Raw genomic sequence first — 21,510 nt, forward strand, 5'->3', positions numbered from 1 at the left:
GTTCTCATTGATACCCCGAATAATAATTTAGGTTATAATACTACGGAATAAAAAAAAGACGCTTAAAATAGCGTCTTTTTTATTCTTAAAGTTTTTAATAAAATCCTTTTGTGTTAACCAATCGTTTAGAACACCATGTTGCCAAAATGTTGCCAGTCCCGTACCAAGGGCTTTCAAACCCTTGATACGACTGCATTCTAAAAGTTTTGATGGAGACGGTGGGAGTCGAACCCACGTCCAGAGACATCGATTACTTAAGCGTCTACGAGCGTAGTCAACATATTTGGTGTTCACTCATCCGCATGCCTGCTGACGGGCGCTTGGAGAGCTAGTCTGATGGATCTCTTCTTACGTCCTCAGACGAAAACGTAAGCGTAGCCTACTTCATTGGGCTCCTCACAGACACATAGGCGATGTCAGGAAGAGCTCGCTGCGCTTATTAGGCAGCTAGTGCTAAGTTTTGGTTAAAACTTTTAGTTTTGCCAGTTACATTTAGTGCGTGTTAACGAGATCGCCTCTCGGCTCGCAGCTCAAGCTCGAACCGCCCCTGTCGAATCCGTAACGTCCCCTTGTAAAAGGGATATACGGGATGGAAGTTCAGCTTAACTGCTTCCGTATATAACTATTATAACAATCTCATCGCTTGAAACAACTGGTGGTTTCTGTAAGAAAAGCGGTGATTGTTTACTGCATAACATATTGTAGCATAATGCTTCCGCTCTCAGCAAGCCATCTGCATCAGGCTAGAATTGCTTTTGACGATCACGGAAGGCACGGTCGATTTCGCGTTTTGCATCTTTTTTCTTTAGATCTTCACGTTTATCGTATTTCTTTTTCCCTTTACCAATTCCGATCAACACTTTGGCGAAACCATTTTTTAAATAGAGTTTCAGCGGTACGAGTGAGTAGCCTTCTTCCTTTGTCACACCAATCAATTTGCTGATTTGCTTGCGATGAAGCAGCAGCTTTCTCGTTCTCAGCGGATCATGGTTATAACGGTTCCCCTGCTCGTATGGGCTCACGTGCATGTTATGAAGAAACACTTCTCCCCGCTCGATTTTGGCAAAGGAATCTTTTAAATTCACTTTTCCTGCACGAATCGATTTGATTTCAGTTCCTTGTAACACAAGGCCGGCTTCATATGTTTCTTCTATAAAATAGTCATGATTTGCTTTTTTGTTTTGGGAAACAACCTTTCCCTCTCCCTTTGGCATTGGCGTACACCCTCCTTTTGACACAAACACGGTCCAAATCGTACGGATTATTTTATCAAACAATCCAGCTTTCGACAATGATGACGCTATGTGGTCAAAAAGCAAATAGAGCGTGATGCCCTATTTGCTTTTTGTCACGTTACTTTTTCTTTTTACGCTTTTGTTTTGGCGCGTTATCAAATACACGTTTTTTCTTTTTCTTCTTTTTACGGCCTGTGAACCAGTCACTTCCGCCTTTATCCTCTTTGGCTTTATCACCAGAGGCATTTTGACCTCCGCGCCCTTTTTTCGCTGGTGAATCTGTTCGTTTTTTAAACTTAAAATCTTTTGGCGATTTTCGGCGGGTGCCTTTCATGCCGACGATTTCAAAATCAATCGAGTGCTCATCTTTATTGACATTCACCACTTTGACTGTGATTTCATCACCGATACGGTAGACATTTCCTGTGCGTTCACCGATCATGGCAAAGTGCTGCTCATCAAAGCGATAGTAGTCGTCTGTCATATAGCTGACATGGACAAGGCCTTCAATTGTATTCGGCAGTTCAACGAATAGTCCGAAGTTCGTCACGGAACTAATCATGCCATCAAATTCTTCACCGATTTTATCAAGCATAAATTCTGCCTTCTTGAGATCATCTGTTTCACGTTCTGCATCAACTGAGCGGCGCTCCATTGTAGACGCATGATCTGCAATTTCAGGAAGCAGCTGGCCCCACTTTTCTAGGGTTGCTTCGTCTGTCTTTTTCTGAATCAAATAGGTTCTAATCAGTCTATGCACGATTAAATCCGGATAACGGCGGATCGGTGATGTGAAATGTGTATAGAATTCCGTTGATAAACCAAAATGGCCGATGCTTTCCGGATCATATTTCGCCTGTTTCATCGAACGAAGCATCACGGTTTGTATCACAACTTCTTCTGGTTGATCCCTCACAGCATCAAGTACACTTTGAAGTGCACGCGGGTGGATGTTTGTCGACGTTCCTTTCACAATGTAACCAAACGTTGTCACGAACTCTAAAAAGCGCTGAAGCTTTTCAGGATTTGGTTCTTCGTGAATTCGATAGATGAAAGGTACATTCAACCAGTGGAAATGCTCTGCAACTGTTTCGTTAGCAACAAGCATGAATTCTTCAATTAATTTCTCTGCGACTGAACGCTCGCGAACGACAACGTCTTTTGCTGCGCCTTCATCATCTACAAGCACTTTTGCTTCCTTGAAGTCAAAGTCTACTGCCCCGCGCTCCATCCGTTTTTCACGAAGGATCTCTGCAAGCTTCTCCATCTCTTGGAACATTGGGACAAGCGGCTCGTATTTGTCTATAAGCTCTTCGTCTTGATCGACTAAAATCTTATTCACATCAGTATAGGTCATTCTTTCCGTCGTTTTGATCACACTTTGGAAAATCTCGTGTTTGACAACCTTCCCATTTCGATCAATGACCATTTCACAAGACAGTGTGAGACGATCGACCTTCGGATTCAATGAGCAAATACCGTTTGACAGGCGGTGCGGGATCATCGGAATGACACGGTCTACGAGATACACACTCGTTCCACGCTCATAAGCTTCCTGATCAATCGGGGAGTTCTCAGTGACATAATGAGAGACATCTGCAATATGCACCCCTAGCTTATATTTGCCATCATCCAGCTTTTGCACCGTAACGGCATCATCTAAGTCCTTCGCATCTGCTCCGTCAATGGTGACAATCGTTTCGTTGCGCAGATCTCGCCTGCCTTCGAGGTCTTTTTCATCAATCGTTTCAGGTGTGTCTACTGCCTGCTGGAGCGCTTCTTCTGGGAACTCCCCTGGCAGGCCGTGTTTATGAATGATTGATAGTATATCAATGCCAGGGTCATTTTTATGACCGAGGATTTCAGTCACTTCGCCCTCTGCACTCATTCTTCCTTCTGGGTAGCTAGTCAGCGTCACGACCACTTTATGCCCTTCGACCGCTCCATTTTTAGCGGATTTCGGAATGAAGATATCGGTTGTGATTTTTTTATCATCAGGAATGACAAAGCCAAAGCTTTTCGTTTCTGTGTAGGTACCGACAACCGTCTGAGTATTACGCTCCAGAATTCGGATGACCGTTCCTTCTTTTTTTGTGCCGTTTGATTTGTGGCTGACACGAACCATGACCGTATCACCATTCATCGCTGTGCCTAGCTCATTAGGCGGAATGAAAATATCATCCTGTCCAAACTCTTCTGGTGTCACAAATGCAAAGCCTTTTGCATGAGCAGACAGCTTTCCTTTTACCAAGTTCATTTTTTCTGGTACACCGTAGCGATCGCTGCGCGTGCGAACGATGAGTCCTTGATCTTCCAGAATCACAAGCGCTTTGACGAGCTCTTTATAATCATCTGGATTGGTAATCTCCATCATCACTTCCAGCTCTTGAACGGTTAACGGTTTATACGCTTCATCTTTCATAAAAGCGAGTAGTTCATTCATAAATTCTTCTTTTTGCACACTCTAACCCCCTATATATTTAAATTGACCAATCAAGTGATTCTAGGAATGCATATACATCCTGATGAACCTTCTCGCGCTCTTTATCAAGCGTGATCGCATGGCCTGATTCTTCATACCATGTCAAATGCTTTTGATCTGTCTCTACTTCGTTGTAAATGATATTCGCACTGTCTGTATTAATCATATGATCGTGACGTGCCTGAACAACAAAAGTAGGTGAATAAATCATGTCGACATTGTTTCTAACATCTGCAATGAGTTCTTGCAGGCTCTTAAGTGTATCCATTGGCGTTTTCTTGAACTCTTCCATTTCCTGTTCAATTTGGTCCTCTGTCTTACCCTCGAATTTCTTATAGTTACGGGCATATTCTAGTACACCCTGGTACATGACTTCTTCACTTTTTATGTACATAGGTGCACACATAGGTACAATTCCCTTTACAGGTACAGTGTAACCTAATTTCAATGAAAAAACTCCTCCGAGGGATAGGCCGCAAACCGCGATTTCCTCATAGCCTTCATCCTTTAAGAATTGATAGCCTTCTTGTACATCCTTCCACCAGTCATCCGGTCCAAAATGGACAAGCTCTTCTGGCGGCACACCGTGTCCTTTATATTGTGGTGCATGACACGTATACCCTCTTTCGTTCAAATAACGGCCCAGCATTCGAACATCGGCTGTATTCCCAGTAAAACCGTGAAGAAGAAGCACTGCCTTTTCTCCACCTTTAAACGTAAATGGTTTTGGTGTAACAACTTTCATGATGTGACTTCCTTTCCTTCTGATATGGTTTATATTTTCCACTTGTATGTATGAAACAAACACTAAAGAGTGCTGATAATAAAAAAAGGTCTGAAAAAAGATCAGACCTTCTGTTACTCGCGCTTTACACGCCTAAATATGCCAATGCAAGTGTTAAAATGAAGAAAAGCACTGACAAAATAACCGTTAAACGGTGAAGTATCAAGTCAAGACCTCTCGCTTTTTGCTTACCGAAAAGCTGCTCGGCTCCACCTGAAATAGCGCCTGACAGTCCAGCACTTTTACTAGATTGTAACAATACAACGATGATAAGTGCGATACTGACAATTACGAGTAATGTAATAACAAATGCGTGCATGAAAACACCTCCAGACAAACTGGTACACATAACTTTATTTTACATGAAAACAAGGTGCATGTCACGAAACATCAAAATAAAGATTCCCTCTATATTCTCGACTTTATTCGTTATTTTGATTCAATTTCATTCCAAAGAGTAGTATGCAGCATTTTTCATATGCAATTTTCGGTTAAAAACACGTTTTTAACGGGTTGCTTCTTCTTTCAATAGCTGTTTTAATTCTACTAACAAACGTTCAGCTCCTTCAGGACTCAGCATCACTTTCCCATTTCCATAGCTTTTGTTATACTTCGTCACTTGTCCAGTTAACAGGCAGCTCTTATCAGCATCATATTTTTTCAGCATGATGGTTTGATCTTCAATGAAAATTTCTAACAGCTGCTCTTCTTTAATATTGAGCACCTTGCGCATTTCTGAAGGCAGAACAATTCTGCCTAGTGAATCAATATGTCTGACCATCCCAGTTCTTTTCAACGACATTGCCTCCTTGATCATTTCATTCATTGACTTTTGTCAACATTTTCATAGTAAAATAGATCTTCAAATTTTTTATCAAAGTAATGAATCATTTTGCCAATGACAAGCTGGCCTGGTTTCCGGTGACCATTTAATACCCTGCTAAGTGTAGCAGGAGAAATGCCAATTTCATCAGCGAGCTGATTTAAAGACATATCGTTTTCGATCATATACTGCATGACAAAAGTCCGCCTGATCTGAATCTTTTCGACCATCATTACAACCTCCTATGGAATCAATATGTACAACGTGTAGGTGCTCATATGAACCAGATCTATTAACTTAAGTCAACACTTTTACCCCTCTGCTATTTCCTTTGGTCAATGATCATACTAAAATAAGTCATATACTGAAATGTGAGGTTCGATGTCATGAATCACTTTGGTGAACAATTACGCATTTTAAGAGAAAATAGAAAAATGTCTGTCAATCAACTCGCCATGTATTCAGGTGTAAGCGCTGCTGGTATTTCTCGTATTGAAAATGGAAAGCGTGGTGTGCCGAAGCCTTTAACCATAAAAAAATTAGCACACGCTTTGAAGGTGCCTTATGAGGATTTAATGCTGCTTGCCGGTCATATTGAACAGGAACAAGTTCATGAAATGAAACCAAAATATGAATCCGTGTTGAAAATCTATCAAACGGCGCTTCAAAAGGATGTAGAACATCTTCCCATTTTTGACGGTGACCTATGGGAAAGGCTATCCGCACAAGACATCAGCCAGCTGAATGAATACTTTCTCACGCTCATCAACCAAAAAAAGACGAACAAATAGCGGGGCATAACCTTAAGATACATTCACTATTAACTAATGTCAATATTTTCATGGTATACTTGTTGCCAATAGTCAACAAATCAAGTAAAATAGATATATCTAATCTATAACCATGTGAGGTTTTGCCTTAATGAAATTTGGTGCATATTTAAGAGCATTACGTGAGGAAAAGAAGCTGTCAGTGAACCAATTAGCGATGTATTCAGAGGTCAGTGCTGCTGGTATTTCTCGTATTGAAAATGGGAAACGCGGCATTCCGAAGCCTCCTACGATAAAAAAACTAGCCGGTGCATTAAAGGTTCCCTATGAGGAAATGATGCAGGCTGCGGGCTATATTGAGGAAGTCTTTTCTGTCCATCAGTTGAAGGAAGAGGAAATGGCACTATCCAAAATAAAGGAAGCCGCAGCGCAATACGAACTTGGTGATCTCGAACTATTTGATGGAGACATTTGGTCAACTCTTTCGAAAAAAGAAATAGAGGATCTTAACCGCTATCTGTTATTTATAATAAACAGCCGTTCGTCATAGAATGTTTTGATCATTGACAAGCTTTTTGAGCTGATTTATGACAAATTTACGGTATAATGGGTTCAGATTGGAGTGAAGAAAGATGAATCAATCTGATATGTGCCCGCGGTTTGAAAAAGCAGTTGAGTTATTGAGTAAACGCTGGGTTGCACTGATTGTTTTTCAGCTTCTCTCAGGTCCGCAGCGTTTTAGTGAAATTGAGGCCGCTCTGACAAATTTAAGCGGAAGAGTATTATCTGAGAGATTAAAAGAGCTAGAAGCAACAGGCATTGTAAAACGGGAGGTTTTTGCTGAAACACCCGTGCGTATTGAGTATTCTTTAACTGATATGGGGCGTTCCCTTGCACCCGTTTTTGAGGAAATTTCGAAGTGGTCTACTGAATGGATCACGCTTGAATCATAAAATCCCCGCATGTGAACTGCCTGATCATCATAAAAAAACCTCCCTTACAGACGTAAGGGAGGTTTTGTCATTTCAACCACTTAAGCAGATGTCATGTTTTTTTCAGCTAATGCTTTTCTTTCTTTTTTCTTGTTCGTTGGGCTTAAATAGCGTTCGAGCCAGCCCATGACTAGGTCAGCGATAATGGCCATGAGTGCAGTTGGAATAGCACCTGCTAAAATGATGGCTGTTCCATTTGTGGCGTTTGATCCTCTGATGATGATATCACCTAGACCTCCTGCACCAACAAATGTCCCAATCGCTGTAATGCCGATGGCGATGACCAGTGCCGTTCTTAAACCAGCCATAATGACCGATAAAGCAAGCGGTAATTCAACCATTCTCAGCACTTGCCATTTCGTCATGCCCATCGCTTTACCCGATTCTAAATAAGCATGTTCAATGCTGACAATCCCTGTATACGTGTTGCGGATGATCGGCAGAAGCGAATACAGAAAGAGTGATAAGATGACTGTATTGGCGCCAAGTCCTAACACAAGCATTAACACGGAAAGCATCGCCAACGCCGGTATGGTTTGAATGACGTTGGTAATGGCGAATATCCAATTGCTTAGCTTACGGTAATGCGCCACAAAGATGCCTACTGGAATTCCGACTATTGCCGCAAACAGCACCCCATACGCTGACATGAGAAAATGCCGATAAAATTCTTCTAACACATATGAACCGTTCTGCTGATAATACGTCCATAATTGCTGCAGTGTGTCCATCAGACGTGACACCTCCCCAACTTACTCAAAGTAATTGTTCTTTTTCAGGAAATTCTTCGCAACGGTGGCTGGTTCTTGAAGCTCCCCGTCGACTTGATAGTTCAGCTCTTGCATTTGCTCTGTATCGATTTTTCCGATCAGTCTGTTGATCACCTTATCTAGCCCTGGATTCTCTTTTAAGACTTTTTCCGGGACAACAGGCGATGCGTCATATGGCGGGAAAAACCGCTTATCATCTTTTAAAATTTTGAGGTCATAGGCTTTGATTCGTCCATCTGTTGAATAGGCAAGCACAATATCCATTTTTTCATTTTTTAATGCATCGTAGACTAAACCAATCTGCATTGGATACGTGCTTCCAAATTCAATTCCGTATGTTTTCACGAATCCTTCATAACCGTCGCCTTTCTTTTTAAGCCAAATATTATCGACACCGAACCGGTAATTCTTCGCATTCTTTTTCAAGTCAGAGACCGTTTCTAACTTGTTTTCCTTCGCCATCTTTTGCGTCACGGCAAAGGCATACGTATTATCAAAGCCATAGGAATCAAACCATTTGTAATCATAGCGTTTCTTAAATTCTTTTTGAACGATTTCCATTGCACGCTCCGGATCTTTTTCCGCATCCATTCCAAGCGTACTCGTCAAATCTGTCCCTGTATATCTTGTCGCAGAAATGTCGATATCTCCATTTTCCATTGCTTTCTGCTGTACGGTATTGGAGCCTAGGTTTTTCACAATGGTTGTCTTTTTATCTGTGTAATGTTCGATGATCTCGCTCACCATATAGGCCATTATTTCTGATTCGGTAAAGTTTTGTGCTCCCACCCGCAGCGTATTGCCTGAGGAGCCGGCTAGTCCAGGAAGTGAACAGCCGCTTATCAATAACAAGCAACCGGCAAGCAGTGCACTGATCCATTTTGTTTTTCGATTCTTCACATAAGTCAACTCCTTATGAAACTTCCTTCAATCCTTTTAAGGCTTCTGGTGTTACTTTTTTCTCCAGCTTCATCAATGTAAAGTCGATGATGACCGCTAAAATAGTGACTGGGATGGCACCTGCAATAATGTATTCCGGCTGGTATAGCTGAAGTCCAATCAAAATGTAGTCACCAAGACCGCCTCCACCAATAAAAGCAGCAAGTGTTGTCCAGCCAATTAAATAAATCGTTGACGTACGGACACCTGCCATAATGATCGGTACAGCAAGCGGAAGTTCCACAAGTCGAATTTGCTCCCATGTCGTCATGCCGATCCCTTTACCGGATTCAAGAAGGTTTTTGTTCACCCCTTGGACGCCAGCATACGTATTTCTCAAAATAGGCAATACCGAATAGAAAAAGAGAGCAACGATTGCAGGTATTTTCCCAACTCCCAAAATAGGAATAAAAAATGCAAGAATCGCTAAACTAGGGAGTGTTTGAAAGATATTTACGACACCGATGACAAAACCTGCGCCTCGTTTCATTCGTGTGAGAACGACGCCTAAAGGAACGGCAACGATAATTCCTAGCACGACAGCAATTAAGGAAATATATAAATGCTCCCACATTTTTGTGAGGAGTTCCCCACCATTTTTCTCTAGAAAATCGATGATTTGATCCATGTGTCCACCTCCCTTAGTTCATTTCAATGGCAGACGCTGGCGTATCGTCTCCCCAAATGGAGTCGTACACAACATCTACAAGACTTGCCCGTGTCACAATGCCTTTTAAATGCCCTTTGGCATCGACAACTGGTACATATTTAATACCGCGTATTAAGATTTTCCGAACGGTGTCTCTGAGAAGTGCGCCTTCTTGTACAGTATAGAACTCTGTATTTAAGATCTCACCAACGAAAGCCGCTTTTCTGCGGTTCGCATCAATAGTTTCAATATCGATATAGCCTTTTAACACATCATGTTCATCTACTACAAGCAAGGAATCGACCCGCTTTTCTCTCATGATGTAGATGGCATCAGTCAACGTTTGTTCGACTGTAATGGTAACTGGTGACGTGTTCATCATTTGTTCTACACGTTCCATATTCGGATTTGACTGAAGCAGGCGTTCTTTTCCGATGAATTCTTCTACGAACTCGTTGGCTGGGTTACGTAAAATATCTTCTGGTGTGCCTACTTGAACAATCTCTCCATCTTTTAAAATCACAATTCGGTCAGCCAGTTTAATTGCTTCATCCATGTCATGTGTGACGAATACGATGGTTTTATTTAACGTTTTTTGCAGCTTCTTAAATTCTTCCTGCAGTGTATCTCGTGTAATTGGATCAAGTGCACCAAATGGTTCGTCCATGAGGATCAGAGGGGGTTCTGCTGCTAGTGCGCGAAGAACTCCGATACGCTGCTGCTGTCCTCCACTAAGTTCATGAGGATAGCGCTCTAAAAATTCCGGGCCCATGTCGACGAGCTTCAGCAGTTCACGTGCTCGTTCTTTCCGTTTTTCTTCCGGCCATTTTAACAGCTTCGGCACAAGTGAGATGTTTTGCGCGATGGTCATATGGGGGAACAGTCCAATTTGCTGAATCACATAACCGATTTCTCTTCTTAATTGAACTGGATCTTTTTTCATGATATTTTCTCCCTCTATAAAAATGTTTCCTGAGGAAGGTTCGATGAGTCGGTTGATCATCTTCATGGTTGTAGTCTTACCACAGCCACTCGGTCCAATAAAACAAATAAATTCTCCTTTTGCTATGTCTAAATCAATATTTTTGACAGCTTTTTTTCCGCCTTTATACGTCTTAGATACATTCTCTAGTTTCAGCAAATGAGACACCTCCAATTAGTTGGATCTATATATTCAGAAAATTTACACCTTATTAATTATAGTGCAAACTTTATAAAATAAAAAGTTTATGATGTGTTTGTATTGCACAACATTTATATAAAATTTTCAGTTAACGCTGTAATATCTAGAGATCTCTCCTTTTTCCTCCAAATTACTAGCAATTACTCAATATTTATTGTTTTCATCAACAAACAGGTATATGATATATTGTGTTACAAATTGTCAGTCGTGAAGGGATGAAGCGGGGAGTGGACAAGCAAGCGCTAGGCGCCATTCAAAAAGCACAGGATCATTATATTGAAAAAGCTGCAGAGAACATGAATGCCTTTGGTCTTTCTTCTACAGTGGGTAGAGTGCTTGGTATCATTCACATGAACCGTAAACCAATGACGCTGGAAGAGCTATCAGAGGCGACCGGCATGAGCAAAACGAGGATGAGTCAAGTCGTTCGAGAAATGCTCGATTTAAATATTGCGGAAAAGGTTTATGAAAAAGGAATACGTAAAGATCTTTATGACGTTGAGCAAGATCAATACCAAACGTTTATTTCATTGTTTGCAGCCAATTGGACACGTGTTGTCAGTAAAAACCGTAAAGCACATAAGAAAACGTGCAAGGAATTGCAAGAGCTGCTTGAACAGGAAGATTTACCAGAAGAAACAGAGGATAAAATCAATCTGCTTCTTTCAGAAATCAAGGAAAGTCTTGATTACTATGATTGGATTAGCCGCTTAATTGAGTTCTTTGAAAGTGAAGAAGTATTTAAGCATGTGCCGAAACCTTAAAAAAAGCTGTTTTATTTTACATCTTTGTAGAAAAAAACAGCTTTTTTATATACACTTATGACATAAACATCGGAAACATCCCTTTTAAGCCTGCGCCGATCATTTCAACTGCCACTACAGCCAGAATTAATCCCATCAAACGCGTCACAACATTCATCTCTGTTTTCCCCATTTTTCGCATAATAAAACTTGAATAATGAAACGCATAATACGTCATAGCAAGAACGATGACAATGCCAATTAGAATCGAAAACATGTGGAGCATCCCTTGACTTCCAGGGGTTAAACTCATGACTGTAGCGATTGTACCGGGACCAGCGATGATCGGAATGGCGAGCGGCGTAACGGAGATATCTGCCTTCTCTTTGCTTTCTGCCTTCTCCTCCGAATGAGGATTTTGGACGTGTGATTCTTTTGCATTCAGCAAATTGTAAGCGATACCAAAAATAAAAATACCGCCAGCGATGCGGAGTGCATGAATATCGATCCCAAACAATTTGAAAATAAGCCTGCCTGCCAATAAAAAGGCGATCAAAATAATAAAAGAGACCACAACGGCTTTTTTGGCTGTCTGGGAGCGCTCTTTCTCTGTATAGCCCTCTGTTAAGGTGATGAAAAGAGGTACGTTTCCTATGGGGTTTGATACAGCAAATAATGAGACGACCACATGAATCATAAAGGAAATCAACAGACACCCTCCTTTTTTCATAGTGTCTGCCATTCTGATGTGAATATTCCCTTATGATGTTAAAACCTGTATATCTTTAACCGATGATAATAGAGGTTTAAAGAAAGGGGTTCACACATGAAGAAAACAATAACGATCATTCTTCTTTCTGTAGCAGTTATAGCCTCAGGTGGCTGGATTGTTTGGCAGCAGCAGACCATCGAAGAAGCAGAGAAAACTCATCAGCAAGAAAGCAAAACGAGCGATCTGAAGCTCTCGCAGTTAACATCAGATCAAACAGATATGAAGCATAAAAATGATGAACAAAAAAAGCAAATAGCCACCGTCACAAAAAAGCTCAAAAAAGAAAAGAAAGCCTATGAAAAAGAGGTCAAACAGCGTAAAGCGCTTGAGGTAAAAGTCGGCCAGCTTCAAAAAGAGCTGACGGCAGCAAAAGCTACTGCTCAAGCAAATAAGCAAACCACTCAGTCTACAAGGAAACCAACTGTCAAAAAAGACCCGAATGTCACTCATCATCCTCCCTCACAGTGGGTACAGGACCAATACGATTGGGGCGTGAAACAAGGGTATATTAAAGAATAGAAAGGATGAAAAAATGTGATACAGATTCGGCGATTATCTCATGATCAACCTCTGCCAATGGATCTTTTACTATTAGCTGATCCTTCAAAGAAAAAGGTTCTTGCTTATGTACAATCTGGTTCTTGTTATGCCGCCTTTCATGAAGAGGATGTGATTGGTGTCTACGTACTGACATCGCTCTCTCAGCATACAGTGGAAATCATGAATGTGGCTGTGAAGGAGTCATGGCAAGGAAGGGGAATTGGGAAGCAGCTGGTCCGCCATGCAATCGCTGAAGCGAAAGTCGCTGGTTTTCATACGATTGAAATCGGCACAGGCAACTCGAGTATTCAGCAGCTCGCACTTTATCAAAAATGCGGTTTTCGTCTAACGTCGATCGATCGAGATTTCTTCCTTAAGCATTATGATGAACCAATTTATGAAAACGGGATTCAGTGTATAGATATGGTACGGCTGTCACTCACATTTCAAGCAGACTGACTTTTTGTTCAGCCTGCTTTTTTTATGCTCTTCGCTTTTTCACAGCATGAATCACATATTGAATGAATAAGTAAAGCACAGTGCCAGTTAAAAAGCAGACAACGCATCCAAAAAGCGTCGCCTCAGAGCTGAATTGATACTCTTCAATTTTCATGATATAAAATGGCATGCCAAACAGCGTTGGACTTGATTCGATATGATTGACCTCTAACAGTAGTAAAAAGACAGGGGTCATAAACACAGCAAATATATACAGCATCGCAAGTGTTAAGCCGCTAGAAAACGAATGAAATACTTTGATCATCTCTTTCTCTCCTTCATCTCTTTTAAACTGGCTGTGATATTTTTCCCGTCTGGGCAAGCTGGATGCAGCATCACAGTGTTCAGTAAAGAAAAAAACAGCAGCTGATGACTCACCGGATGCTTCCACATCAAAAAAAGCACAATCGAGCAGAGTACCGGAAACAGCGGACCTGCAAGTGCCACCATCAAATTAAAGCTCGGCCGGGCAAATGTCTCATGAATGATCGCCACATGCTTCCAATCAATCGTTACCACAAAATCAAAGAGCGGCCTTTTTTCGACTTTGTTACATACCATGATCATCAGCATATGACCGAGTTCATGTATGAGCACAACCGCTAGTAAACTAATGACAAGCCCCATCATCGCAATATCGGCCTTTTTAACATCACAGCATATATACAACTGAAAAAGACAAGTGAACCAAGCAGATAAGCAGTGGCAAGAAGAAACATATTAGCTGACAGCCACTCTAATAAAAGCATATCGATGAAGCTGAATACAGCTATCATCATCACGATGACAAATAGTTTATTAAAATCACTGATTTTCACGACAAAACCTGTACAGGCTGCCATGACGGTCATGAATAAAATGGACAAACTCGCCAAGCCATGACCTTCACTTTCAATTCCAATCACCAAATAAGCAAGGCTAATATAGACAAAATAAATGAGTAAATTGATTGTGTAATAAAATAAAATTCTCGACAATATATACGCGCCCTTTGATGTATTTAACATAAAGATGGCCCGTTGATTGAGATGATATTCTCTGCCAATCATCAGTGGAAGCATGATCAATATTTCCTTTAACGCAAACTGCACAATAAAGGCATACAGCCAGCCAGTTTCTTCAGGTGTAAAAACAAATGGCAGTCCAGCCGTCAAACAAACGAGAAAGAGGAACAAAATGCCTTGTTCTTTAAAAACAGCTGATCGAATGAAATAGACCATTTCCTGCCGCAGGTGCGTCAGAAAGGAAGAATACGTCCTGATTTTCTGGTAAGAAAACGACTTTATCTCTGTTTTCAGCTGCAAAAACATTTGATGAACATAGCAAGCTGCTAAACCTTTTACCCATAGCCATCCAGCGCTTAGAAGGATCACCAGCAACGTCAGATAGACAGCCGGCCATACACGGATCATCTCCACCGCTTTTTGAAAAAGAAGAAATATGAGTACTTGAAGTGCCGCAAAGCCGATCGTTTGCAGCAGTAAATGCTCCTTTGTTTTTGATACGAAATGACTTACACCGATCCGCAACAGCATCCATGAAGAGAGCGTATAAAGTGCCAAGATCCCGCATGTGATGCAGACAACGATGATCCAATACAAAGATGGGATGACACCCGTGATTAAAAGACCTAATACAATCGGTAAAAAAAGCAGTCCAGCCATGAGGAAGCAAAAAAGCACTGGAAAGAAATACGCACAAAGGACAAAGGGTGCACTTTGTATCGCACTGTTCAAAAAGTAGAATTGATATTCTTGGCGCTTCAGTTTATTTCGGGATAACACAATCCCTGCTCCTAATAGTAAGAGCGACATTTTGACAAATTGGATGTATAGCGCAGCCGGCTCACTTTCACCTGCCTGCATGTAAAAACGCAGGCTGATGACAATGTATATCGCATAGATGAGCAAGAGAAAAACGGCGGCTGTGAGAAGCTGCAAAGGATACTTTTTTCCAAGCTGCTTTCCTTTCGTTGTCAGCATACCCCATTCGATTTTATGAAGAACGTGTCGTGTCCAAATCATTGAGTAACCTCTCCACCTGCATATAGTAATCTCGATTTACTTCTTTATAAATCTCTTCAAGTGCCTGATGAGGATATGTCTGATTCGTTTCTTGGCGGGACATATTCAGCTTGACGTCACCATTTCTTAAGATCATGAGATGATCATATAATGTATCACCAAAGCTCAAATGATGAGTTGAAATCAGAATGCCAGCGCCTTGATCTCTCAGCTTCATGAGCACCTTTTTTAAGATGATCATCATATCTGGATCAAGTCCGTTCGTTGGCTCGTCGAACACATAATAATCACACGGTCTGAGGAGCTGCGAAATGATCTGTGTTTTCTTTTGATTGCCATGGGACAGCTGAGCGATTGGTTGATCCATATACGGACTCAGCTCAAACAAATCGATGAATGTCTCTTCACGTGTGACATCTTGCTCATGTGGCAGCTGAAGTAATTGAAAGTATTCCCTCGGTGTTAAATAATCGAACAACGCATGATCATCAGGAATATAGGAAACATGTTTTTTCAAAAGGGAAATATGTGCTGAGGATTGAAGGTTCAGCTGTTCACCATGTAAGGAAACGCAGCCAGTAAATGGCGTCAGCCCAAACATAGCTTGGATCATTGTTGTCTTTCCTGCCCCATTGTGTCCTAAAAGAAGCATCATCCGGCCTTTCTCCACGTTCATTTGTATATGGCGGAGAGAGAAGGTGCGGCTATACGTTTTTTCTTGTAATTGTAATGTCAGCATCATATTCCTCCGTTTGTTTCAGATGGAACAGATGGCTTCGCATCTGTTCTCATCCCTGTTAGAAACCGCATTTGATTTTCACGTACATGCCTAAGAACTTGAATTCGCCTAAAAATTTAGAGCCTTTTCCAAAGGTCTTGCATGCCCAAATCAATGCTGCGACTGTCACAATACCTAAAATAGCGGCAAGGACATAAATCCAAAATGCATTTTTCTGTACGTTCTTAGAAGTTAGAATTCGTTGCTTCCTTTCATCATAGGCCGCCAGTAGGTGAAGGACATACATATATACTCCTACTGGAAAACGAAGGCTAAAAGGATTCAGCATCTCATCACCCCCCAATATATGTAAAATGATACCATCCCCCATACAGAAAACATAAGTTCATTTCAGATCATATTTTTAGTCGATTTTTCATGATCTATTGCTTATAAATAGTCGAGCTGCGCGCTTTCCCTCTGACCGAAGGACGACTTTTTACAAAAATAGGATGCGACTATTGAAACAGCTGCGGGATCTCATTCAACAAAAAAACGCTGCGCCCACTCTTATATAAGAGCGGAACGCAGCGCGTGGCATTACATTATTTATTCAAGTTATAGAATGTTTCAATGCCGTGGTATTGAGCTGTTTCAGCCAATTGATCTTCGATGCGAAGTAATTGGTTGTATTTCGCCACACGGTCCGTACGAGACGGAGCACCTGTTTTGATTTGTCCAGCGTTTGTTGCAACAGCGATGTCTGCAATTGTGCTGTCTTCTGTTTCACCAGAGCGGTGAGAGATCACAGCTGTGTATCCTGCACGTTTTGCCATTTCGATTGCATCAAATGTTTCAGTTAATGTACCGATTTGGTTTACTTTGATTAGGATTGAGTTACCAACGCCGTTTTTGATTCCTTCAGAAAGCTTCTTCGTGTTTGTCACGAATAAGTCATCTCCTACTAGCTGAACCTTGCTGCCAAGGCGCTCAGTTAATAGTTTGTGACCTTCCCAGTCGTTTTCATCAAGGCCGTCTTCGATCGAGATGATTGGGTATTTCGATACCATATCTTCATACCAGTCAACCATTTCAGCAGATGTTTTCACAACACCTTCACCTGATAAATGATATTTACCGTCTTCTTTGTTGTAGAACTCAGAAGATGCAGCATCCATTGCAAGTTTCACTTCTTCACCTGGTTTGAAACCAGCTTTTTCAATCGCTTCTACGATTGTTTGAAGTGCTTCTTCGTTAGAACCAAGGTTTGGAGCGAATCCACCTTCGTCACCTACAGCTGTGTTTAAGCCTTTTGCACTTAATACAGATTTCAGGCTATGGAAGATTTGTGCGCCCATGCGAAGTGCTTCACGGAAGTTTGGGGCACCTACAGGCATAATCATGAATTCTTGAATGTCTACGTTGTTATCCGCATGCTCTCCGCCGTTGACGATGTTCATCATTGGCACTGGAAGCGTTTTGGAGTTGAATCCACCAAGGTATTGGTAAAGTGGAATTTGTAAGAAATCAGCAGCCGCACGTGCTACAGCGATAGATACGCCAAGGATTGCGTTTGCGCCTAATTTCCCTTTGTTTTCTGTTCCATCAAGTTCGATTAACATTTTGTCAATTGCTACTTGTTCAGTGACATCAAAGCCTAAAAGCTCTGGTGCAATGATTTCGTTTACGTTGTTTACAGCTGTCAGAACACCTTTTCCAAGGTAACGGTCTTTGTCTCCGTCACGTAGTTCTACTGCTTCATATTCACCTGTAGAAGCACCACTTGGTACTAGTGCACGGCCAAAGCCGCCAGATTCTGTGTAAACTTCTACTTCAACTGTTGGGTTACCGCGAGAGTCTAATACTTCGCGTGCATATACGTCAACAATGTATGGCATTGTTATTTCTCTCCTTTTGAATCAATTTGTTATTTCTGAATCAATGATGTTCCTGTCATCTCTTTTGGTTTTTCAACACCAAGTAAGTCTAAAAGGGTTGGAGATAGATCGGCTAGAATGCCGCCTTCTCTAAGCGTTGCACCTTTTTTCGTTACGATGACTGGAACAGGGTTTGTCGTATGTGCAGTATGCGGCTTTCCTTCTTCGGTAATCAGCACGTCTGCGTTACCGTGGTCTGCCGTGATGATGGCATGTCCGCCTTTTGCTAGGATTGCGTCGACAACAGCTCCTAAGCACTCATCTACTGCTTCAATGGCTTTGATTGTTGGCTCGAGCATACCTGAGTGACCAACCATATCCGGGTTAGCAAAGTTCAGGATGATCGCATCATGCTTGTCAGCATTGATGTCTGCAACAAGTGCATCCTTTACCTCATAAGCGCTCATTTCTGGCTTGAGGTCATAGGTTGCCACATCTGGCGAATTGATCAAGATGCGGTCTTCACCAGGAAATTCTTCTTCACGTCCACCGCTCATAAAGAACGTCACGTGAGGATATTTCTCTGTTTCAGCAATCCGCAGCTGTTTCAATCCATTTTGCGCTAGCACTTCTCCTACTGTGTTATCCAAATTCACTGGTTTGAAAGCAACATAGCCATCAACCGTTTCACTGAAGTGTGTGAAGCAGACGAAGTGTAAATTCTTCGGATGTGCTTCCCCGCGGTCAAATGAGCGGAAATCTTCATTTGTGAAGGTGTTCGAAATTTGGATCGCACGGTCTGGGCGGAAGTTATAGAAAATCACAGAATCGCCGTCGTTTACTTTAGCAACTGGCTCACCGTTTTCTCTCGTGATGACAGATGGAATAACGAATTCATCGTAGATTCCATTTTCATAGGAGTCATCAACGACATCATAGATGTTTTGATAACTTGGGCCTTCACCATACGCCATCGCGCGATATGCTTTCTCCACACGATCCCAGCGTTTGTCACGGTCCATTGAGTAATAGCGTCCAGAAAGTGTTGCTACTTCTCCGACACCGATTTCTTTGATTTGTTCTTCAAGCTGTTTTAAGTACACTTTGGCTGTCTTCTGACCAACATCACGTCCATCCAAGAAGCCATGAATGTATACTTTTGTTAAGCCTTCTTTTTTCGCTAGTTTCAGCAAGGCAAAAAGATGCTGGATGTGGCTGTGCACACCGCCGTCTGACAAGAGACCGAATAAATGAAGGGCCTTGTCATTCTCTTTTGCATAAGTCATTGCCTCTAGGAACGTTTCGTTTTTCTCAAATTCCCCATCACGAATGGCAACATTCACTCTTGTTAAGCTTTGATACACAATGCGTCCTGCACCGATGTTCAAATGCCCAACCTCTGAGTTCCCCATTTGACCTTGCGGGAGGCCTACTGCCTCACCTGAAGCCGTTAAGGTTTGATGCGGGAATTCGTTCCAGTAGCGGTCGAAGTTCGGTTTCTTTGCTTGGGCAACAGCGTTACCGACTGTTTCGCCTCTTAAACCGAATCCATCTAAGATGATTAATGCAGCTGGTTTCTTACTCATATTGACCTTCCTCCAATAATTGAACGAAAGACTGAGGTTCTAAGCTTGCGCCGCCTACCAAAGCACCGTCAATATCGGATTCTGCCATATATTCTTTAATATTCGCAGGTTTCACGCTTCCGCCATATTGAATGCGAAGGCTGTCTGCCGCTTCTTGACCATATTCACTTGCAACCGTTTGACGGATATGCGCACAAACGTCGTTTGCATCTTTCGCTGTAGAAGATTTCCCTGTACCGATCGCCCAAATTGGCTCATATGCAATGACAGATTCAGCGACTTGCTGAGTTGTTAAACCAGCTAGTGCTTTCTTCACTTGATCAGCAACAAGTTCATTTGTTTTGCCAGCTTCACGCTCTTCAAGCGTTTCACCTACACAGATAATTGGAACGATGCCATGCTTGAATGCAGCATGTGCTTTTTTGTTCACTGTTTCATCTGTTTCAGCAAAGAATTCACGGCGCTCTGAATGACCGATCACTGAGTAGCCAATGCCAAGATCTTTTAGCGCAGCAGGGCTGATTTCACCAGTGAATGCACCATTTTCTTCAAAGTGCATGTTTTGTGCACCAATTTTAAGGTCTGTTCCGTTAGAAAGGCTGTTGAGCTTTTCAAGGAAAAGGGCTGGCGCACAGACAATTGCTTCCACTTTGTCAGGAGATGGAATGGATGACTTGACTTCTTCAACGAAGCTAACCGCTTCGCCAAGTGTTTTGTTCATTTTCCAGTTCCCAGCTATAATTGGTTTTCTCATGATTGACACTTCCTTATAGCAGTTTTGGTCTTATTTATCGTTTAATGCAGTAACACCTGGAAGCTCTTTGCCTTCCATAAATTCAAGTGAAGCGCCGCCGCCTGTAGAAATATGGCTCATCTGATCAGCAAGACCAAATTTCTCAACAGCTGCTGCTGAGTCTCCACCACCAATGACAGAATATGTATCTTTTGCTTCTGCCAGTGCTTCTGCGATTGCTTTTGTTCCTTTAGCGAATGCGTCGATTTCAAATACACCCATTGGTCCATTCCAAACAACAAGTTTGCTGTTTTTAATGACATCAGCGTACTTGCCTATTGTCTCTGTTCCAATATCAAGTGCTTCTAGATCACTTGGAATTTCAGAGATTGGCACAATGCTCGTATTTGCATCATTTGAAAAGTCGTCGGCTACCAGAACATCTGTTGGAATCAGGAAGTTCACGCCTTTTTCTTTTGCACGGTCCATAAAGGATTTTGCTAAATCAACTTTGTCTTCTTCTAATAAAGATTTTCCTACTTCGTGGCCTAGTGCTTTCACAAATGTGTAAGCAAGTCCGCCGCCGATGATGAGGTTGTCCACTTTATCAAGAAGACTTTCAATGACACCGATTTTATCCTTTACTTTTGCGCCACCAATAATCGCTGTAAATGGGCGATCAGGGTTTGAAATGGCTTTTCCTAGAACCTCAAGCTCTTTTTGCATGAGGAAGCCCGAAACAGCCGGAAGATATGCTGCAATACCAGCAGTGGATGCATGTGCACGGTGTGCAGCACCGAACGCATCATTGACATACACATCAGCTAAATCAGCAAATGCTTTTGATAGTTCAGGATCGTTCTTTTCTTCACCAGGATAGAAACGAACGTTTTCAAGCACTAGCACATCTCCTTCTTTTAAGTCAGAGATTTGCTTTTTCACGTTGTCGCCATAAGCTTCATCCGCTTTTTTCACTTCTTGTCCAAGAAGCTCTTGCAGACGTTTCGCTACAGGTGTCAGACGCAATTCTTCAGTAACTTGACCCTTCGGACGACCCAAATGACTAGCTAGCAGTACCTTTGCGCCTTGTCCTGTTAAATACTCAATCGTTGGTAATGCTGCGCGAATACGAGTATCATCCGTCACTTTTCCGTCTTTCATTGGAACGTTAAAATCTACGCGGCAGAACACAACTTTACCTTTTACGTCAATGTCTTTTACTGATTTCTTATTCATGCTCGTCAGGAGATCCTCCTTTATTCTGGTTTCCTTACGCATTGGACAAGTCTCTCTTTATCCTTTTCCCATTTTGCCCTCATCAAAACGAGAAATCGTGCAGAACGGATAAAAACAGAGAAAAAGGGAAAGGGATGCTTCCCCTTCCCTTGTCCG

The 21,510-nt window shown here is 41.9% G+C and carries 26 protein-coding genes and 1 other RNA gene; 6 read left to right on the top strand and 21 right to left on the bottom strand.

The annotated features are described in order from the left end of the window. Positions 1 to 207 precede the first annotated feature (207 nt). From ssrA to MHH68_RS15390, 7 genes are all read right to left on the bottom strand, one after another. Positions 208 to 569: a transfer-messenger RNA gene (gene ssrA, locus MHH68_RS15360) on the bottom strand. Positions 570 to 743: 174 nt separating this feature from the next. Further along, positions 744 to 1,214 (bottom strand): SsrA-binding protein SmpB, encoded by a 471-nt coding sequence (smpB, locus tag MHH68_RS15365; protein WP_058013673.1) that lies wholly within the window; start codon positions 1,212 to 1,214, stop codon positions 744 to 746. 139 nt (positions 1,215 to 1,353) lie between these two features. After that, entirely contained in the window at positions 1,354 to 3,696 is a 2,343-nt protein-coding gene (gene rnr / locus MHH68_RS15370) for a ribonuclease R (protein ID WP_180310085.1), read from the bottom strand. Between the two features lie 19 nt (positions 3,697 to 3,715). Further along, positions 3,716 to 4,462 carry a carboxylesterase gene (locus MHH68_RS15375; protein WP_058013671.1) on the bottom strand — a complete coding sequence of 249 codons (747 nt, stop codon included), beginning with the start codon at positions 4,460 to 4,462 and terminating at the stop codon, positions 3,716 to 3,718. A 124-nt stretch (positions 4,463 to 4,586) separates the two neighbouring features. After that, entirely contained in the window at positions 4,587 to 4,820 is a 234-nt protein-coding gene (secG, locus tag MHH68_RS15380) for a preprotein translocase subunit SecG (protein WP_003212746.1), read from the bottom strand. Positions 4,821 to 5,006: 186 nt separating this feature from the next. Continuing rightward, on the bottom strand, positions 5,007 to 5,297 hold the full coding sequence (locus MHH68_RS15385; protein WP_003213714.1) for an AbrB/MazE/SpoVT family DNA-binding domain-containing protein: 291 nt from the start codon (positions 5,295 to 5,297) through the stop codon (positions 5,007 to 5,009). 26 nt (positions 5,298 to 5,323) lie between these two features. Beyond that, entirely contained in the window at positions 5,324 to 5,557 is a 234-nt protein-coding gene (locus MHH68_RS15390; RefSeq protein ID WP_099681964.1) for a helix-turn-helix transcriptional regulator, read from the bottom strand. A 153-nt stretch (positions 5,558 to 5,710) separates the two neighbouring features. Between MHH68_RS15390 and MHH68_RS15395 the strand changes: the two genes are divergently transcribed. From MHH68_RS15395 to MHH68_RS15405, 3 genes are all read left to right on the top strand, one after another. Further along, positions 5,711 to 6,115: a helix-turn-helix transcriptional regulator gene (locus MHH68_RS15395; RefSeq protein ID WP_044138963.1), complete on the top strand. Its 405-nt coding sequence runs from the start codon at positions 5,711 to 5,713 to the stop codon at positions 6,113 to 6,115. Positions 6,116 to 6,245: 130 nt separating this feature from the next. Next, the gene (locus tag MHH68_RS15400; protein ID WP_339163914.1) at positions 6,246 to 6,644 is read left to right on the top strand and encodes a helix-turn-helix transcriptional regulator; all 399 of its coding nucleotides are present in this window, start codon (positions 6,246 to 6,248) and stop codon (positions 6,642 to 6,644) included. Positions 6,645 to 6,726: 82 nt separating this feature from the next. Continuing rightward, on the top strand, positions 6,727 to 7,047 hold the full coding sequence (locus MHH68_RS15405) for a helix-turn-helix domain-containing protein (protein ID WP_339163918.1): 321 nt from the start codon (positions 6,727 to 6,729) through the stop codon (positions 7,045 to 7,047). A gap of 80 nt (positions 7,048 to 7,127) precedes the next feature. On the opposite strand, the gene MHH68_RS15410 is transcribed toward MHH68_RS15405, so the two are convergent. Genes MHH68_RS15410 through MHH68_RS15425 form a run of 4 tightly spaced genes read right to left on the bottom strand, consistent with a single transcriptional unit; the run spans position 7,128 to position 10,585 of the window. Then, positions 7,128 to 7,817 (bottom strand): ABC transporter permease, encoded by a 690-nt coding sequence (locus tag MHH68_RS15410; RefSeq protein WP_044138966.1) that lies wholly within the window; start codon positions 7,815 to 7,817, stop codon positions 7,128 to 7,130. 21 nt (positions 7,818 to 7,838) lie between these two features. After that, positions 7,839 to 8,756, bottom strand: coding sequence for an osmoprotectant ABC transporter substrate-binding protein (locus MHH68_RS15415; protein WP_058013668.1), 918 nt, complete (start codon positions 8,754 to 8,756; stop codon positions 7,839 to 7,841). 13 nt (positions 8,757 to 8,769) lie between these two features. Next, the gene (locus tag MHH68_RS15420) at positions 8,770 to 9,423 is read right to left on the bottom strand and encodes an ABC transporter permease (RefSeq protein ID WP_058013667.1); all 654 of its coding nucleotides are present in this window, start codon (positions 9,421 to 9,423) and stop codon (positions 8,770 to 8,772) included. Positions 9,424 to 9,436: 13 nt separating this feature from the next. Continuing rightward, positions 9,437 to 10,585, bottom strand: coding sequence for a betaine/proline/choline family ABC transporter ATP-binding protein (locus tag MHH68_RS15425; protein ID WP_003212926.1), 1,149 nt, complete (start codon positions 10,583 to 10,585; stop codon positions 9,437 to 9,439). Positions 10,586 to 10,854: 269 nt separating this feature from the next. Here MHH68_RS15425 and MHH68_RS15430 point away from each other — a divergent pair, with 269 nt between their 5' ends. Further along, complete coding sequence (locus MHH68_RS15430; RefSeq protein WP_012011291.1) at positions 10,855 to 11,391, top strand: GbsR/MarR family transcriptional regulator; 537 nt, start codon at positions 10,855 to 10,857, stop codon at positions 11,389 to 11,391. Between the two features lie 55 nt (positions 11,392 to 11,446). Here MHH68_RS15430 and MHH68_RS15435 read toward each other — a convergent pair whose 3' ends face one another. Continuing rightward, positions 11,447 to 12,079, bottom strand: a complete 633-nt coding sequence (locus MHH68_RS15435; RefSeq protein ID WP_058013666.1) for an NAAT family transporter — start codon at positions 12,077 to 12,079, stop codon at positions 11,447 to 11,449. Between the two features lie 117 nt (positions 12,080 to 12,196). On the opposite strand from MHH68_RS15435, the gene MHH68_RS15440 reads away from it, so the two are divergent. Together MHH68_RS15440 and MHH68_RS15445 are read left to right on the top strand one after the other, a co-directional pair. Next, positions 12,197 to 12,661: a hypothetical protein gene (locus MHH68_RS15440; RefSeq protein WP_061409650.1), complete on the top strand. Its 465-nt coding sequence runs from the start codon at positions 12,197 to 12,199 to the stop codon at positions 12,659 to 12,661. A gap of 15 nt (positions 12,662 to 12,676) precedes the next feature. Further along, positions 12,677 to 13,141: a GNAT family N-acetyltransferase gene (locus tag MHH68_RS15445; protein ID WP_081106470.1), complete on the top strand. Its 465-nt coding sequence runs from the start codon at positions 12,677 to 12,679 to the stop codon at positions 13,139 to 13,141. A gap of 22 nt (positions 13,142 to 13,163) precedes the next feature. Here the strand turns inward: MHH68_RS15445 and MHH68_RS15450 are convergent, their stop codons facing one another. The 9 genes from MHH68_RS15450 to MHH68_RS15490 all read right to left on the bottom strand — a co-directional run bounded on the left by MHH68_RS15450 (position 13,164) and on the right by MHH68_RS15490 (position 21,354). Then, entirely contained in the window at positions 13,164 to 13,445 is a 282-nt protein-coding gene (locus tag MHH68_RS15450) for a hypothetical protein (protein WP_061409652.1), read from the bottom strand. After that, positions 13,442 to 13,810: a hypothetical protein gene (locus tag MHH68_RS15455; protein ID WP_058013663.1), complete on the bottom strand. Its 369-nt coding sequence runs from the start codon at positions 13,808 to 13,810 to the stop codon at positions 13,442 to 13,444. The genes MHH68_RS15450 and MHH68_RS15455 overlap by 4 nt, the downstream gene beginning before the upstream one ends. After that, the gene (locus MHH68_RS15460; protein ID WP_339163924.1) at positions 13,807 to 15,204 is read right to left on the bottom strand and encodes a hypothetical protein; all 1,398 of its coding nucleotides are present in this window, start codon (positions 15,202 to 15,204) and stop codon (positions 13,807 to 13,809) included. Before MHH68_RS15460 ends, MHH68_RS15455 begins: the two co-directional genes overlap by 4 nt. Next, positions 15,176 to 15,943, bottom strand: a complete 768-nt coding sequence (locus tag MHH68_RS15465; RefSeq protein WP_339163927.1) for an ABC transporter ATP-binding protein — start codon at positions 15,941 to 15,943, stop codon at positions 15,176 to 15,178. Before MHH68_RS15465 ends, MHH68_RS15460 begins: the two co-directional genes overlap by 29 nt. A 58-nt stretch (positions 15,944 to 16,001) precedes the next feature. Continuing rightward, positions 16,002 to 16,271 carry a hypothetical protein gene (locus MHH68_RS15470; RefSeq protein ID WP_012011299.1) on the bottom strand — a complete coding sequence of 90 codons (270 nt, stop codon included), beginning with the start codon at positions 16,269 to 16,271 and terminating at the stop codon, positions 16,002 to 16,004. Between the two features lie 256 nt (positions 16,272 to 16,527). After that, positions 16,528 to 17,820: a phosphopyruvate hydratase gene (gene eno / locus MHH68_RS15475; protein WP_012011300.1), complete on the bottom strand. Its 1,293-nt coding sequence runs from the start codon at positions 17,818 to 17,820 to the stop codon at positions 16,528 to 16,530. Between the two features lie 29 nt (positions 17,821 to 17,849). After that, positions 17,850 to 19,385, bottom strand: coding sequence for a 2,3-bisphosphoglycerate-independent phosphoglycerate mutase (gpmI, locus tag MHH68_RS15480; protein ID WP_012011301.1), 1,536 nt, complete (start codon positions 19,383 to 19,385; stop codon positions 17,850 to 17,852). Next, positions 19,378 to 20,139 (bottom strand): triose-phosphate isomerase, encoded by a 762-nt coding sequence (gene tpiA, locus MHH68_RS15485; protein WP_034660024.1) that lies wholly within the window; start codon positions 20,137 to 20,139, stop codon positions 19,378 to 19,380. Before tpiA ends, gpmI begins: the two co-directional genes overlap by 8 nt. A gap of 30 nt (positions 20,140 to 20,169) precedes the next feature. Continuing rightward, positions 20,170 to 21,354 (bottom strand): phosphoglycerate kinase, encoded by a 1,185-nt coding sequence (locus MHH68_RS15490; protein ID WP_003213359.1) that lies wholly within the window; start codon positions 21,352 to 21,354, stop codon positions 20,170 to 20,172. Positions 21,355 to 21,510 lie beyond the last annotated feature (156 nt).

Origin of the sequence: Bacillus sp. FSL K6-2841, assembly GCF_037976435.1 — a bacterium.
Lineage (GTDB): Bacteria > Bacillota > Bacilli > Bacillales > Bacillaceae > Bacillus > Bacillus pumilus.

Bases quoted from the DNA above. Each gene is read 5' to 3' on its own strand.
- MHH68_RS15410 (WP_044138966.1), bottom strand. From the start codon at position 7,817: ATGGACACACTGCAGCAATTATGGACGTATTATCAGCAGAACGGTTCA.
- MHH68_RS15470 (WP_012011299.1), bottom strand. From the start codon at position 16,271: ATGCTGAATCCTTTTAGCCTTCGTTTTCCAGTAGGAGTATATATGTAT.
- MHH68_RS15400 (WP_339163914.1), top strand. From the start codon at position 6,246: ATGAAATTTGGTGCATATTTAAGAGCATTACGTGAGGAAAAGAAGCTG.
- MHH68_RS15395 (WP_044138963.1), top strand. From the start codon at position 5,711: ATGAATCACTTTGGTGAACAATTACGCATTTTAAGAGAAAATAGAAAA.
- gpmI (WP_012011301.1), bottom strand. From the start codon at position 19,385: ATGAGTAAGAAACCAGCTGCATTAATCATCTTAGATGGATTCGGTTTA.
- MHH68_RS15450 (WP_061409652.1), bottom strand. From the start codon at position 13,445: ATGATCAAAGTATTTCATTCGTTTTCTAGCGGCTTAACACTTGCGATG.
- MHH68_RS15390 (WP_099681964.1), bottom strand. From the start codon at position 5,557: ATGATGGTCGAAAAGATTCAGATCAGGCGGACTTTTGTCATGCAGTAT.
- MHH68_RS15490 (WP_003213359.1), bottom strand. From the start codon at position 21,354: ATGAATAAGAAATCAGTAAAAGACATTGACGTAAAAGGTAAAGTTGTG.
- eno (WP_012011300.1), bottom strand. From the start codon at position 17,820: ATGCCATACATTGTTGACGTATATGCACGCGAAGTATTAGACTCTCGC.
- MHH68_RS15375 (WP_058013671.1), bottom strand. From the start codon at position 4,462: ATGAAAGTTGTTACACCAAAACCATTTACGTTTAAAGGTGGAGAAAAG.
- MHH68_RS15440 (WP_061409650.1), top strand. From the start codon at position 12,197: ATGAAGAAAACAATAACGATCATTCTTCTTTCTGTAGCAGTTATAGCC.
- MHH68_RS15455 (WP_058013663.1), bottom strand. From the start codon at position 13,810: ATGATGGGGCTTGTCATTAGTTTACTAGCGGTTGTGCTCATACATGAA.
- MHH68_RS15460 (WP_339163924.1), bottom strand. From the start codon at position 15,204: ATGATTTGGACACGACACGTTCTTCATAAAATCGAATGGGGTATGCTG.
- smpB (WP_058013673.1), bottom strand. From the start codon at position 1,214: ATGCCAAAGGGAGAGGGAAAGGTTGTTTCCCAAAACAAAAAAGCAAAT.
- MHH68_RS15465 (WP_339163927.1), bottom strand. From the start codon at position 15,943: ATGCTGACATTACAATTACAAGAAAAAACGTATAGCCGCACCTTCTCT.
- MHH68_RS15420 (WP_058013667.1), bottom strand. From the start codon at position 9,423: ATGGATCAAATCATCGATTTTCTAGAGAAAAATGGTGGGGAACTCCTC.
- tpiA (WP_034660024.1), bottom strand. From the start codon at position 20,139: ATGAGAAAACCAATTATAGCTGGGAACTGGAAAATGAACAAAACACTT.
- secG (WP_003212746.1), bottom strand. From the start codon at position 4,820: ATGCACGCATTTGTTATTACATTACTCGTAATTGTCAGTATCGCACTT.
- MHH68_RS15405 (WP_339163918.1), top strand. From the start codon at position 6,727: ATGAATCAATCTGATATGTGCCCGCGGTTTGAAAAAGCAGTTGAGTTA.